A 14810-nucleotide genomic window follows, 5' to 3' on the forward strand; every position below is an offset into this window, starting at 1 on the left:
ACACCTTAGCACCAGATTTCGTTGATACTCAGTGTTACTAAAATCAATTTCAATATAAGAGATTGATTTATAATCAGTAACACCATCTTTAGTAACATCACACTTTAAGACTAAGTGCCGATGTTACTTCTGATGTTACTAAAAAGCATGGATGTTACCAACCATTATTGGACGTCTATGGACAAGGTGCTTTGCTAAGTTATTGATTTTATATTGTTTAAGGCAAGAAAAAAGACGTCCTGAGACGTCTTCGTTCTTATATTTGGTGGAGGCGGCGGGACTTGAACCCGCGTCCAGAAAACCTACATCCAAGGCGCTACATGCTTAGTCTTTCTATTGTTTAACCGTTTGAACTCCGAAAGACAGGATCCCACACGGTGAGTCCGGTACTGTTTCGCGGTTCACCCCCGGACAGGGTTCCCTCGCTAGCACCATGTGAGATGACCATCAAATCCACTGCCCATGTGCGAAACGTGTGGTAGATGGCTAGCGGCATTAAGCGGCTAGAGCGTAGTTATCGTCGTTTGCAACTATAACTTTGCGGCTTTTAACGAGGCCAACCGCCCCTCGGCATGCTCCCAGGGTTTCGTGAATCCTGTCGAATCCAGAATCGCCCCCAAGAAAGTTGATTGTAACTCGTAGCGTGGTGATAACCTAGTATCATTTGCTGCAAGTTCAATCGTTTGTTCATTATCCGCGCGTTTTTTCCTTTTTCATTACGCGGGCTTTTTCCACTTCCCACTCACGCGCTTTAGTATCTTCACGCTTGTCGTGGTCTTTTTTACCTTTACCTAGGCCGATTTCCACTTTGACCCAAGCCCCTTTACGCCAGTACATGGAGATAGGGATAATCGAGTAGCCTTGGCGCTCAACAAGACCGGCTAATTTGTCTAACTCTTTACGACTTAAGAGCAATTTCTTCAGTCGAATCGGGTCGCACACCACATGAGTGGAGGCGGTATTGAGCGGAATAATGGTACAGCCGTGCATAAAGGCTTCGCCATTTTTTAAAAAAACGTAGCAGTCCGATAGGTTCACTTTACCCATGCGGATAGACTTCACTTCCCATCCCATGAGGGACAGGCCGGCTTCCATTTTTTCTTCGAAACGGTATTCGAAGGTTGCGCGCTTATTACGTGCGATCGTCGCAGGCGCGGCTTTTTTTGAGTTTTTCTTTACCATAGTGGCGCCATTATACGCACGGTGAATCAATTTGAAATGGATATAAGGGTTTATTTGAGCTATTTCAAGCCCTCATCAATTTATTGCTGTTTTTTTGCTCGGTTTTGCTTAGTCATCATAGGGATATGTGAGGGGTGCGTTTTTTAAGTATCGTGGTAGAATCCAAACCAATTTTGTTAGCTTCCCTAGAGATTAGGGCGCGCGGAGTTCGCTTGAGACAGCGTGTTTACTTAGATTGAGAGTGCCAAGCCCTATGCCGCAAATTTCTCGAAGTGTGTTAGTTCGTTTTAGTGCGATGCAAATGTATGATTTAGTCAATGATGTTGAGTCGTACAAAGAGTTTTTACCCGGTTGTGTTGGCGGTAAAGTGCTTGAGTTTGATGGTAAAACCATGGTGGCCTCGGTCGATGTGAGTAAGGCGGGGATCCGTAAGACCTTTACTACGCGCAATCAGGTGGTGCCGGGAAAGAGTATCGAGTTAAGACTTGAAAATGGGCCTTTTAAACACTTATTCGGCCAGTGGCGTTTTACCGAGTTAACGGAAGATGCCTGTAAGGTAGAGTTTGACTTAAATTTCGAGTTTTCCAGCTCATTGGTCGATATGGCTTTTGGTAAAGTGTTTAATGATCTTATGGTGTCTATGGTGACGGCATTTACCAGCCGCGCTAAGGTAATTTACAGTGATAAATGAAGCAGATAAGTTCGTCGTCGATGTTATTTATGCGCTGCCGACTCAGCAAAAGGTGATTTCGGTTAGCGTATTGCCCGGCACGAGCGCGATTGACATAGTGCGTCAGAGCAATATGGTGAGTTTTTTCCCTGAGATTGATTTAGAAACGGTAAAGCTTGGGGTGTTTAGCAATGTGGTTAAGCATGACCAAGTGATTTTACCGGGGCAGCGAGTGGAGATTTATCGCCCGCTGATCGCCGATCCTAAGGATGTGCGCCGTCGCCGTGCCGATAAGGCCAAGGATGAAGGTCGTGCCAATAAAGTGACCGGTGGACGGGTGTCTTAATCTGTCGGCAACACGAACAAACAAAAAGCGCCATGGGCGCTTTTTGTGTTTAAGGCAAGTGTTAAACCAGTATGCTTACTTGATTGGTTTTTGAACTTGCGCTTCGGTTTGATTTTCTTTCACTAATGGCTTTTCATCCGGGCGCTGTGCTGGCACGAGCGGCGCAGACTCAGCGGTGTTGGCCATAGGTAACTTACTCTGCTCAAGCGGTGTATTAAACTCTGGGCTTAATTCATAGTCGCCCTTCACTAAGCTTAATTTGTTACCGGTAAAGTGCAGGATCAGTTCTTTGTGGGTAATGCTCGCATCACGGCCACTCTTATAGTGGTACACATAATACCAAGTGTCATCGGCAAAGCTGTCACGCAATACTGGGCGACCAAGAATGTATTCGGCCTGCTCTTTGGTCATGTCGATACGCAACTTTTCAACCTGTTGCGGCTCCATGTAGTTGCCTTGCGGAATATCGGGCTTATAGATCAGCCAATCAAACACGCTACAGGCACTGAGCGAAACTGAGAGCGCAATGGCGCTCAGCAGGGTAAGACTTTGCTTTTTATTGATCATTGTATGCGCTACTTCTGAAAATCTGGCGGCCATCATACCCAAGCACTCCCCCTTATGACAAGGGTAATTGGGCGTTGCGGCGCTTATCGTTGCAATTGTGTGAGTTTTCGACCTAAGCGGCGCGTTTTAGTTCGCTGTGAGTGAAGATTTTTATGCTGATCATTGGGCTTAAATAAGCTGCCCCACGGTAAATTGCGCTGAAAAACCGTAAAGTTAAGCAAAGTCGAAATAGTCATGTAGCAATGTTGTGAAAACATGGGTAAAGTTGTGAAAGTGTTTTACTTTGATGGTGTTAGCATTTTTTCGCTACTTTAGGGAGTAGCATAGGGTTTAGCGGTTGCTATCAAGATGACGGTTTGAGTTCATCAATAAGCCTGCGGCAGTGCATTTTTAGGAGAGACCATTGGGATCACTCGTTTGTGTGGGTACGGGGTTACAGCTCGCGGGGCAAATTAGCGTATTAAGCCGCAGCTATATTGAACATGCCGATATTGTATTTTCACTCTTACCCGACGGTTTTTCGCAGCGTTGGTTGACGAAGCTCAACCCCAATGTCATCAATTTGCAGCAGTTTTATGCGCAAAATGGTGAAGTTAAAAATCGTCGAGACACCTACAAGCAAATGGTCAATGCCATTCTAGATGCGGTGAGAGCGGGTAAAAAAACCGTGTGTGCACTCTATGGTCATCCGGGGGTATTTGCCTGTGTATCCCATATGGCGATAACTCGCGCCAAGGCCGAAGGGTTTTCGGTCAAGATGGAGCCGGGGATTTCGGCCGAAGCTTGCCTGTGGGCCGACTTAGGGATTGATCCTGGCAACTCAGGGCATCAAAGCTTTGAAGCCAGCCAGTTTATGTTTTTCAACCATGTGCCCGATCCCACCACCCACTTATTACTCTGGCAAATCGCGATTGCGGGCGAACATACCCTAACCCAATTCCATACCTCGAGTGATAGGTTGCAGATCCTCGTGGAGCAGTTGAATCAATGGTACCCGCTCGACCATGAGGTGGTCATCTACGAAGCAGCCAATTTGCCAATCCAAGCCCCACGTATCGAGCGTTTACCTTTAGCGAATTTACCCCAAGCACACTTAACACCGATTAGTACGTTGTTAATTCCGCCAGCAAAAAAGCTAGAGTACAACTATGCTATTTTGGCTAAGTTAGGGATCGGTCCCGAAGATTTGGGCTAAATTGAAGTGTGATACTGAGTCATTATTAACAATAAGGAAAAAACATGTCTGCATTATCGGATTTTTTTACCCAGCTAGGCCAAGATGCGCAGTTAATGGAAGACTATAAGCAGAATCCCGAGGCGGTGATGCGTGCCCACGGATTAACTGATGAAGAAATTAACGCTGTAATGACTGGGGATATGGAAAAGCTCAAAACGTTAAGTGGCGACCAAGACTATCAAGCCTTCTTATTAGTGAATCATGGTAATAATTAACTTATCTTGAAACGGTTACGTTGTGCCCTATTAGCCATCTTTGCTTTGTGTTCGACAGCATTGATGGCTAACTCTCTCGATTTTGATCAGGCACTCAATGAGCTTGATGTATTACTGCAATCAGATCTTAGCGCTGCGCAGAAAAAACTGGCCGAATATGAGACCGCATTTAGCAGTTTAACCCCGACACAAAAAGGCAGACTAAGAATTGACAGAGCCATTAGTTATATTTTTGTCAGTGAATATGCCAAAGCCTTAGACGATCTGCATCAGGCCGAAACCTTAATCACAAGTTCTGAATTATTAGCATCGGTTTATAGCTATCAAGCCACGGTATATATAGGGATGCGTGACTATGACAAAGCTTTGTCGGCAGTTGCCAAAGCATTAGCCCTAGTGGTGAATATCGATGATGTTACGATTAAACGTCACTCCTATCTAAGAATTGCCAATATTTATTCTGAAATGGACGCTTATAGCGATATGGGCCTCTATGCCAATAAGGTGTTACAACTCGCTCAGGAAACCGATGTCCGCGATATTTGCCATGCCAAATTGCTGCGGGCGATTTACTTGCTCGGTGTGAAAAATCCCGATGCCTTCGACGCCTTCGAAGATAGTCGTCAATATTGTGATGCGAAGCAATTTCCCCTTTTAGCAACGATGTCGATGAAAGGCAAAGGGATGGTATTGCAGGAGCGAGGTGACTATTTAGGCGCGAGAGCGATTTTGCTATTAGCGTTAAAAGGGTATGAAGCTTTTCAATTTCAATTAGAAATCAGCCATGTGCATGCTCTACTTGCCGAAAATTACTTTGCAACGGGTGAACTGGTGCAAGCAAAAAGTCACGCTGTTAAAGTGCTCACATTTCCCGATGACAATAGTTATATCGAACATAAGCATATTGCCTACAAAGTGTTTGCCGAGTTGATGGCGGCGGACAAACAATTTGAACAAGCCTATGAATACTCCAGAAAAGAGCAACATTATAACCAACTGATTTTTGATGAGTCGAAGATGAAAACCCTTGCTTATCAGGCGGCTAAGTTTAATGCCGATGAGCAAGCGCGTGAAATCAACTTGCTGAATAAAGAGCGTGAACTTTACATCGCTCAGCAAACGGTAAAAGAACGTGAATACACTAATATGCTGATGTTTATCACGATATTAGTGGGCGGGCTGTTTTTCCTCGCGATTTTGTTAATCGTGGGCAATTTGCAAAAACGGCGTTTTATGCGTATGGCCAGAATGGATGCTTTGACGGGGGTGCTTAACCGTGGTGCAGGGCAAGATCTTGGCGAAAATCTGTTTGTGCAAGCCGCTGCCCGAGGGGGCGATTTTTGCGTGATTTTATTCGACTTAGATCATTTTAAACGGATTAATGATTCCTACGGCCATGGTACGGGTGACTGGGCGCTGAAAAAAGTCGTTGAGGCGTTAAAACCTCATGTGCGCAATGGCGATGTATTTGCCCGGATTGGCGGTGAGGAATTTGCGCTATTCTTGCCTTACGCCAATGAATCTAAGGGGATGGAAGTTGCCGAACAATGCCGTAGTCGAATCGAAGCCATTGATACGCATCTGTCGGGGCATAAATTTACTATCACCGCGAGCTTTGGGGTTAGCGGTATGACAAAAGAAGACTTAAGCCTAGACCCTCTGCTGCACCGTGCCGATATGGCACTGTATGCCGCAAAGTCGAATGGTCGTAACAGTGTATTTTGTTATGAGGACGCTTTAGCCTCCGATAAACGCGCCACCAATATTACCAGCCAGTTGGCAAGGCAGTAGGATACGAGTTGTATTGTCTGTGTAACTGACTGTTTAGGTTAATGTAACGCGGTTTTCTTCTTTCGCTTTTTCGGTTATTTCTTGCGTTTTCTCGATGATTTTTAGGTCAATTTTTCACACTTTTTCCTGCCTAACTAGAGTATGATTGCCAGCGGTAGCCGAAGCTTTTTTCGCTTAAGGTCATACCCCTATTTTTGCCTTTCGCTAACGTTGTGGAGCCCTAATGGAAGAGTCGAGTCTGCTCACTTCTGTACTGTTATTTTTATTGGCCGCGGTGATTTTTGTACCCTTGGGCAAACGTTTTGGCGCAGGACCGATTCTGTCTTACCTCGCTGCTGGGGTGATTTTAGGGCCTGGCGGCATGGCGCTGGTGTCTGATCCCGCTGCCGTGCTGCATTTTGCCGAGCTGGGTGTGGTATTGATGTTGTTTGTGCTCGGGCTTGAACTCAATCCGAGCAAGTTATGGGAGCTGCGCAGCGCCATCTTTGGTCTCGGCAGTGGTCAGTTACTCCTTTCTTGGGCGGCAATTGGCGGTTTAGCTTGGGGATTTGGCTTATCCGTTGAGGCAGCATTAGTGGTGGGCGCGGCGTTATCCTTGTCATCGACGGCTTTTGCGGTGCAGTTGATGAGCGAACATCGATTACTGACCACCCCGCTGGGCCGCGATGCCTTTGGGGTGCTGTTAATGCAAGACCTCGCCGTGATCCCCATGTTGCTATTAACCGCTTACCTTGCGCCTAATTCGGCCCAGATTGAGCACCATGCAGTGCCTTGGTATTGGACCTGTGTAGCCTTAGTGGGCTTTGTGTTGGTGGGCAAATATCTGTTGCCGCAGTTACTTAAACTCGTTGCCAGCAGCGGGGTTCGTGAAGTGTTAACCGCCTTTGCACTATTGCTGGTGATGGGCAGCGCCGAATTGATGGAGTGGCTGGGGCTATCGGCGGGTATGGGGGCGTTTTTAGCCGGAATTATGCTGGCGAACTCCAGCTACCGACATCAGCTCGAAACCGATATCGAACCTTTTAAAGGCTTACTGCTAGGGCTGTTTTTTATGGCGGTGGGCATGAGTATGGATCTCAAGCTGTTTTTAACCGATCCCTTACTTATCCTCGCGATTTTGCTGGGCATGTTACTGATTAAGACCCTAGTGCTGATGCTGCTTGGCCGAGTGCGTCACCATACATGGCGCCCGAGTATTGCCCTAGGGCTTATCTTGGCAGAGGGCGGTGAGTTTGCCTTTGTGCTGCTGTCGCAGGCGCAATTATCCAGCATAGTGGATGATAAAATCGCCCAAATCTTAGTGCTCGCCATTGGCTTATCCATGGCTGTCACACCGATGATTTTCACACTATTTAGAGCCACTAAGCCTAAGGTGGTGGATACACGTTTGCCTGATACCATTAATGTGACTGAATCTGAGGTGGTGATCGCCGGATTTGGACGGGTAGGGCAGATCACTGGGCGTATTTTAGCGTCATCGGGCATTCCGTTTGTGGCCTTAGATAAAGATGCCAGCCATGTGGATGTGATCCGCAAATACGGCGGTGAGGTCTATTTTGGCGATGCCAGACGCTTAGATATGTTGATGTCGGCCGGGATTGCGCGCTCGCGCTTGTTGCTGCTGGCCGTTGATAATGTTGAGGATTCGATTGAAATTGCCCAGCAGGTGAAAACCCATTTCCCCCATATCAATATTGTCGCTCGGGCACGTGATCGTAACCACGCCTATCGATTAATGAGCCTTGGGGTGACCGATGTGTTCCGTGAAACCTTTGGTTCGGCTTTGTCTGCCAGTGAGAAGATTTTGCAGGGCTTAGGCTTATCACAGGTACAAGCCAATGAAAGGGTGAAGATTTTTGCTGAGCACGATAAAAAGCTGGTGATCGCCAGTGCTGCCCATCAGCATGATTTAGCCAAGCTGATTGATTTATCCACTAAGGGGAAAGCCGAGTTGGAGTCGCTGATGCGTGGCGACCGGGAAAACGTCAGTTAAGTCTGCCAGCTAAAACAAACAAGAGAGCCGATGGGCTCTCTTGTTGTTTATGGGCTTAAGGAAAACGCTTAGAAACTGTAGCTATATTGCAGCTTCACATTACGCTCTTCGCCCGGCATGCCACCGAGGAACATCGCCTTGCTGTAATAGTCTTTATTGAATAGGTTGTTGATATTCAATTGTAACTTCCAAGAGTCGGTGGCGTAGCTGATGGCTGAATCCACTAAGGTGTAGCTCGGCACATAACCATCTGGGATGCCAAATGAGCTTGAGTGTGTGCTTCTATCATCCACATACTTGGCGCCTAAACTCAGCTCAATAGGGCTTGTTAAGGCAAACCAGTCTGCACCATAGGTTACCCAAGCGCTGGCGGTCACATAGGGCACACCTTTTTGACGGCTGTCGTAGTTGGCTTTGTCATTCGGGTTTTGTTTATCCCTAGCGTCTTGATACATGCCGTTAAGGTTGATGCGCCAGTTATCGTTTAAGTGGGCATTGAGATCCAGCTCGACCCCTTGGGTATCTTCGCTGCCATCGTAAAAGTACACGGGCACCTCGGCACCTGACACGCCAGCGTTATAGTCTGGGTTGTTGTAAGGCACATTAGTGCGTGAGCTTTTAAAGAACACCAGCGATGCTAGCATCTGATCGTCAAAGGCTTTAAAGCGCATACCGAGATCGTTACTAACGGATTCTGAGTCTTCGCGGTCGGTATTTTCCCCCGTGATTGAGCCTAAGATGCTATAGGCGGTGCGACCCTTTGAGTGATTGACGAAAAATGATAAATCATCAATGGGCATATAAGTTAAGCCCAAGTTATAGGTCACACCGTTATCTTTGCTATCTTCCTCAGGAGTGGGGCTCGCTTGACTCGCGCTGTAGCGCTCATCCACGCCTAGGTGCTCATAGCTCTGTTTGATTTCGTTAAAGGCCACGCCAACACGGGTTGTAAAGCCATAACCTAGATAACCCACATGTTGCACGCCTAGGCCCCAAGCGCTGACTTTTTTATTGTAGTTGGCGGTTTTGAGCGGATCGTAGTCGGCAAATTTACCCGTTCCCCAGTTTGGATTGCGGATATCGTAAATGTAAGGCAGCGAACCACGGTAAATCACATCGCCTTGTTTGTTTTTAATGACTTGATCCGCATCGTAAATCGAGAATTGTTCGAGGCGAATGTTGCGGTCTTCGTAGTTAGCGTTCACCAGTAATTCATTGTCGATATTGCCGATTTGGAAGTCGTAACGTAGATCGGCAAAATACTGCCATGAGGTTTCTTCGGCATCGAGTTGGCGGTATTCCTGACGTCTGGCGGCAAAGGGATAGAGCACGCCATTTTCAACCAGTGGCGCGCGGGGATCGGCGTTTATCTTGCCTTTGTTATTCCAGTACACATAGTTGTAGGCCCCTGTTTGACGGGCAAAACCTGTGGTGTAGTCGCGATATTGCAACTGCTGGTTGAGGAACAGATTATCGGTAAAGTAGATATTGTGGGTCAGTTTGAACCTTAATTCTTCACCTTCATTATCTTTTGCCATGGGAGAAATTAATCCCGCGTCACCAAAGGAATAAGGCGTTAAACCATCACCACTGGCGAGTGACGCCGTTAATTGCTGACGCTGCTCATCGGTTAGCTGTATGCCTTGACCTTTAGGATCGTTAATCAAATCTTGCCAAGTGACTTCGCCAGCGGTTTTGCCACCGACAGAATCGGCATTGTAGATACGGATTGGATGGCCGATGGAGTCAACGGCAATGGCGTCTTTGATATACGCGCCGGATAGCATCAGATCTTGGCTATCACTTAATACCCATTTGAGTGAGCCGAACACTTCATCACGGTCGGCGCCTAAATCACGGTAGCCTTCACTGCGGGCGGTTTTGGTGACTAAGCGATAAGCAAGATCATCGGTGATTCCACCCGTGCTGTCGATGGCGAGCGAGTAGGTATCCCACTGGCCAACTTCTGTGGTGATTTTGTGTTTGGATTCGAATTGCGGTTTCTTTTCAATCAGGTTGATCACGCCGCCCGCGCTGCCCATGCCATAGAGTCCAGTCGCTGGCCCCTTTAAAACCTCCACGGATTCCACATTGGTTAGGGAGCGAGTGGGGTTAAAGGTATTGCCAAGGCCTGCACCGCCATACATGCCGTCATAGGTGTAGTTTGCGCCGAGGCCGCGAATCACTAAGTTATCCCCAATGCCGTAGTTATTGCCCGCTTGAGTCACCCCGCTGATATTGCGAATCAAGTCCTGCAGATTGTCGACTCCTTGGCTGTTAATCAGCTCCTGGTCAACGATAACAACCGCCGCAGGGGTTTCCATCAAGGACATATCTGACTTAGTCGCAAGTCCTGAGTTTTTCACCACAGAGTTTTGTTTGCCGTATACCGTTATACGCTCGACGTTTTCATCGCGAGCTGAAGGTGTGTCATCGGCGTAGGTTGTGTGTGGTAAAGCACTGAGGCAGGCGAGTGCAATAAGCGATAAGCGAAATACAGGCTGTAATACTGGCATTGAAAGTCCCCCAATCAGAAAGGTCGCGAATGATAATGATTTTCATCTAGTTTGCAACCTCTTGTTTGGCCCTTAAAAGACCATGAACCTTGGTTATCTTTACATATGAAATACGGTTAACTGTATTGGGGATAAAGACCTTCACTATCACTTGCTGCCCTCATTTGAAGCAATGCTGGGTCAGATTTCTAATTTGTTTCATTTTTTTTATAAAAAAGTGATTTATTTTTTGGGTTAACCACATCGACTCGGGTTTTTGATCGAGAAACATAACCCGTGATCCCTGTCACTCTTCCCTTCCTTATTCGACTGTTTACGTAAACGTAATAGTTAAACGGGTGTTTAAATTTTTAATATGTTTCTATTTTGTTAATTTATTGGTTTTGTTGGTTTTTACCGCTTTCCTCCGGGTGGAGTTCAAAACGCGCACAGGTTTCTACTTAGGTCGAATAGGCTAAAAATGATGTATAGTTAAATTTTCAATTGGTAATTAAATTACGTATAAAATTACATGGCGCTTGTAGTGGTAAAGTTGTCTGACAAATTTCACGATAAGAAAAATCTTATTTAGCTAAAATCTTTAAAGCTTTTGTTTATCAATTGTTTGCACCGTGTTTTTTGTCTTGGTCAGACCAATTTTGAGAGGTTTTTTGGTCAAATTTTTTAGCGGTTATGGCACTTTTGGATAGTTGCAAATACAAATGTTTGTCTGTAAGTTTTGGTTCTAAACGAACATTTGAATGTTTTGTGGTGAATGTTTGTACATGTTACTCATGTCTTTGCTGGTAATGGGTCGTAAACGAGCAAAAGGTTAGCCTCTTGGGAGGGCGAGAAGATGACGGAACACACTTTAAGTGAACAGCAATTGAATTCGACACAGAATAAGGCCACTGCGAATGGCACTCTGGCCTTAGTGGGAAATACCATCCCTGGGCAGGAGGTGATTTTTACCGAAGGCGCGCTGGCGTTGCTTGAGTCACTTTGCCGTGAATTTGCGACAGAAGTGCCCACCTTGCTCGCCAAACGTAAAGATAGGCAGGCGCGTATCGATAAAGGGGCTTTGCCTGACTTTTTACCCGAGACTCGCGCAATTCGTGATGGTGCATGGAAGATCCGCGGCATTCCGAATGACTTACTCGATCGCCGTGTTGAAATCACAGGTCCCGTCGAACGTAAGATGGTGATCAATGCACTTAATGCCAATGCCAAAGTGTTTATGGCGGATTTTGAAGACTCCTTAGCACCGAGCTGGCAGAAAGTCGTGGAAGGTCAGATTAACCTACGTGATGCCGTGCGCGGTGAGATTGAGTACACAGCACCTGAAACCGGTAAACACTACAAGTTAGGCCCAAATCCTGCGGTATTAATTTGCCGTGTGCGTGGCCTGCACTTAAAAGAGAAGCACGTTGAATTTAACCAGCAGTCCATTCCCGGCGCGTTATTCGACTTTGCGATGTACTTTTACCATAACTATCGCCAATTGCTGGCGAAGGGCAGTGGTCCTTACTTCTATATTCCTAAACTCGAGAGCCATATTGAAGCGCGTTGGTGGGCAAAAGTGTTTGCTTTTGTTGAAGAAAGATTTTGCCTTCAGCCTGGGACAATCAAATGTACCTGTTTGATTGAGACCTTACCCGCGGTGTTTGAAATGGACGAAATTCTCTATGAATTACGCTCAAACATTGTCGCGCTGAACTGTGGTCGTTGGGACTATATCTTCAGCTATATCAAAACATTAAAGCGTCATAGCGACCGTGTATTACCGGATCGCCAAGCGGTGACCATGGATACGCCTTTCTTAAGCGCCTATTCAAGACTGCTGATCAAAACCTGCCATAAACGTGGCGCTCTGGCGATGGGCGGCATGGCGGCCTTTATTCCAGCGAAGGATCCCGCTCAAAACGAAACCGTGTTGCAACGGGTACGTAAGGACAAAGAGCTTGAGGCTCGCAATGGTCACGATGGGACTTGGGTCGCTCACCCAGGTCTTGCGGACACGGCAATGGGGATCTTTAACGAATACATAGGCCAAGATCATCAAAACCAATTGCATATCACCCGTGATGTGGATGCACCGATCCTCGCCGCAGAGTTATTAAAACCCTGTGATGGCGAGCGTACTGAGCAAGGGATGCGCCTGAATATTCGCATCGCTCTGCAATACCTTGAGGCGTGGATCAGTGGCAACGGTTGTGTGCCGATTTACGGATTAATGGAAGATGCGGCAACGGCGGAAATCTCCCGCGCCTCGATTTGGCAATGGATCCAACATGGCAAGTCACTCTCAAACGGCAAACCCGTCACTAAACAATTGTTTAAGGACATGCTGGTGGAAGAGTTAGCGAATGTGAAAAAAGAAGTGGGCGGTGACAGATTCACCCACGGCAAATTTACCCAAGCGGCTGTATTGCTTGAGGATATTACCACTTCGGATGAGTTGGTCGATTTCTTAACCTTACCCGGTTACGAGATGCTAACGGCTTAATGATTAGCGTTTTAATGCTGTAACACTGAATGCGTTTACATGGAATGCGTTATGGCGGCCAAGCCGCCAATTAAACCAATGGGCAGGGTGAGGCTGTGGGGCAGCTTCACTTGCTACAACATCACAGAGAAAGGAGTGACACTATGACTAAGGCAACACAGACTTCACGTCAGGCACAGATTGACGCGATCAAAAAAGATTGGGCTGAGAATCCACGTTGGAAAAACGTACGTCGCCCATACACTGCAGAGGAAGTTGTGGCTCTTCGTGGTTCTATCGTACCCGAAAATACCATTGCCAAACGCGGTGCCGCTAAACTGTGGGATTTAGTCAACGGTGGCGCAAAAAAAGGTTATGTGAACTCGTTAGGAGCACTGACTGGCGGCCAAGCGGTACAACAGGCTAAAGCCGGTATCGAAGCGATTTACCTGTCTGGTTGGCAAGTGGCGGCCGACGCTAACTTAGCGGGCACTATGTACCCAGACCAATCTTTATACCCAGCAAACTCAGTGCCTGCTGTTGTAGCCCGTATTAACAACTCTTTCCGCCGTGCTGACCAAATTCAGTGGAGCAATGGGGTTAATCCGGAAGAAGAAAACTTTGTCGATTACTTCCTGCCGATTATTGCCGATGCGGAAGCGGGTTTTGGTGGCGTACTGAATGCGTTCGAGTTGATGAAGTCGATGATCGACGCGGGCGCCGCCGGTGTGCACTTTGAAGACCAATTAGCCTCAGTGAAAAAGTGTGGCCATATGGGCGGTAAAGTATTAGTGCCGACCCAAGAAGCGGTACAAAAGTTAGTTGCGGCGCGCCTTGCAGCCGACGTGAGCGGTGTTGAAACCTTAGTTATCGCTCGTACCGATGCGAACGCGGCGGATTTATTGACCTCCGATTGCGACCCATACGATCGTGACTTCGTGACTGGCGAGCGCACCAGTGAAGGTTTCTACCGCGTAAAAGCGGGTCTGGACCAAGCGATTTCTCGCGGTCTAGCCTACGCACCATATGCGGATTTAATTTGGTGTGAAACCGCTAAGCCTGACTTAGAAGAAGCACGCCGCTTTGCTGAGGCAATCCATGCTCAGTACCCAGACCAATTACTGGCCTACAACTGTTCACCTTCGTTCAACTGGAAGAAAAACTTGGACGACGCGACGATTGCGCGCTTCCAACAAGAGCTGTCGGACATGGGCTACAAGTACCAGTTCATCACTTTAGCGGGTATCCATAACATGTGGTACAACATGTTTGACCTGGCTTACGACTACGCTCGTGGTGAAGGTATGAAGCATTATGTTGAGAAAGTTCAAGAAGTTGAGTTTGCAGCAGCAAAGAAAGGCTACACCTTCGTCGCGCATCAACAGGAAGTGGGCACTGGTTACTTCGACCAAGTCACCACAGTGATCCAAGGCGGTCATTCATCGGTGACGGCGCTGACTGGCTCGACCGAAGAAGAGCAGTTTTAAGCGAAGTCTGTTGTATCGCGAATAGGTTCTACCCGTAAGATGTTGTACCCGTAAACCCTGTGTTTAGCTGCATTGCAGCTGTTGTCCCCCGTGCAGTTCGCCTACATGTGCTGCACGGGTTTTTAAGTCAAACCTTGTGACTTAACTTCCTACCCAGTCAATACATTGCTTGCCTGAGCTTGGCGACTCTCTGAGTCGCTATTTTTTTATCTAATTGATTATTCTGGTGCAACTCTGACTCGAGTTGGTGCAATTTTTTAACCGTTTTACAAAGACTTAATGCTATCTCATTGTTATTCAATGGCTATTTATCTTGGCCTAAATAATGCTGTGAATTGGCTG

Annotated in this window: 11 protein-coding genes and 1 other RNA gene; 8 read left to right on the forward strand and 4 right to left on the reverse strand. The window is 47.0% G+C overall.

Features of this window, described 5'->3' with window-relative positions; translation table 11 throughout:
• Positions 1–263 precede the first annotated feature (263 nt).
• Positions 264–618, reverse strand: a transfer-messenger RNA (tmRNA) gene (gene ssrA / locus CF168_RS06135).
• A 72-nt stretch (positions 619–690) separates the two neighbouring features.
• A complete protein-coding gene (gene smpB, locus CF168_RS06140) occupies positions 691–1182 on the reverse strand; it encodes an SsrA-binding protein SmpB (protein ID WP_011071661.1) in 492 nt (163 codons plus the stop codon).
• Positions 1183–1435: 253 nt separating this feature from the next.
• On the opposite strand from smpB, the gene CF168_RS06145 reads away from it, so the two are divergent.
• Entirely contained in the window at positions 1436–1873 is a 438-nt protein-coding gene (locus CF168_RS06145) for a type II toxin-antitoxin system RatA family toxin (RefSeq protein ID WP_011623526.1), read from the forward strand.
• The gene (locus CF168_RS06150; protein ID WP_089067320.1) at positions 1863–2198 is read left to right on the forward strand and encodes an RnfH family protein; all 336 of its coding nucleotides are present in this window, start codon (positions 1863–1865) and stop codon (positions 2196–2198) included. Before CF168_RS06145 ends, CF168_RS06150 begins: the two co-directional genes overlap by 11 nt.
• A 75-nt stretch (positions 2199–2273) precedes the next feature.
• On the opposite strand, the gene CF168_RS06155 is transcribed toward CF168_RS06150, so the two are convergent.
• Positions 2274–2765: an outer membrane protein assembly factor BamE gene (locus CF168_RS06155; protein ID WP_039978606.1), complete on the reverse strand. Its 492-nt coding sequence runs from the start codon at positions 2763–2765 to the stop codon at positions 2274–2276.
• A 403-nt stretch (positions 2766–3168) separates the two neighbouring features.
• On the opposite strand from CF168_RS06155, the gene CF168_RS06160 reads away from it, so the two are divergent.
• The 4 genes from CF168_RS06160 to CF168_RS06175 all read left to right on the forward strand — a co-directional run bounded on the left by CF168_RS06160 (position 3169) and on the right by CF168_RS06175 (position 8001).
• The gene (locus CF168_RS06160; RefSeq protein WP_089067321.1) at positions 3169–3960 is read left to right on the forward strand and encodes an SAM-dependent methyltransferase; all 792 of its coding nucleotides are present in this window, start codon (positions 3169–3171) and stop codon (positions 3958–3960) included.
• 44 nt (positions 3961–4004) lie between these two features.
• Entirely contained in the window at positions 4005–4217 is a 213-nt protein-coding gene (locus CF168_RS06165) for a hypothetical protein (protein ID WP_086904596.1), read from the forward strand.
• A 63-nt stretch (positions 4218–4280) separates the two neighbouring features.
• Positions 4281–6008 carry a tetratricopeptide repeat-containing diguanylate cyclase gene (locus CF168_RS06170; RefSeq protein WP_089067322.1) on the forward strand — a complete coding sequence of 576 codons (1728 nt, stop codon included), beginning with the start codon at positions 4281–4283 and terminating at the stop codon, positions 6006–6008.
• A gap of 223 nt (positions 6009–6231) precedes the next feature.
• Complete coding sequence (locus CF168_RS06175) at positions 6232–8001, forward strand: monovalent cation:proton antiporter-2 (CPA2) family protein (RefSeq protein WP_089067323.1); 1770 nt, start codon at positions 6232–6234, stop codon at positions 7999–8001.
• Positions 8002–8069: 68 nt separating this feature from the next.
• Here CF168_RS06175 and CF168_RS06180 read toward each other — a convergent pair whose 3' ends face one another.
• On the reverse strand, positions 8070–10517 hold the full coding sequence (locus CF168_RS06180; protein WP_089067324.1) for a TonB-dependent receptor: 2448 nt from the start codon (positions 10515–10517) through the stop codon (positions 8070–8072).
• 835 nt (positions 10518–11352) lie between these two features.
• Here CF168_RS06180 and aceB point away from each other — a divergent pair.
• Together aceB and aceA are read left to right on the forward strand one after the other, a co-directional pair.
• The gene (gene aceB / locus CF168_RS06185) at positions 11353–13002 is read left to right on the forward strand and encodes a malate synthase A (protein ID WP_011626816.1); all 1650 of its coding nucleotides are present in this window, start codon (positions 11353–11355) and stop codon (positions 13000–13002) included.
• Positions 13003–13145: 143 nt separating this feature from the next.
• A complete protein-coding gene (aceA, locus tag CF168_RS06190) occupies positions 13146–14468 on the forward strand; it encodes an isocitrate lyase (protein ID WP_086904378.1) in 1323 nt (440 codons plus the stop codon).
• Positions 14469–14810: the final 342 nt, after the last annotated feature.

It is taken from the genome of Shewanella bicestrii (assembly GCF_002216875.1).
Lineage (GTDB): Bacteria > Pseudomonadota > Gammaproteobacteria > Enterobacterales > Shewanellaceae > Shewanella > Shewanella seohaensis.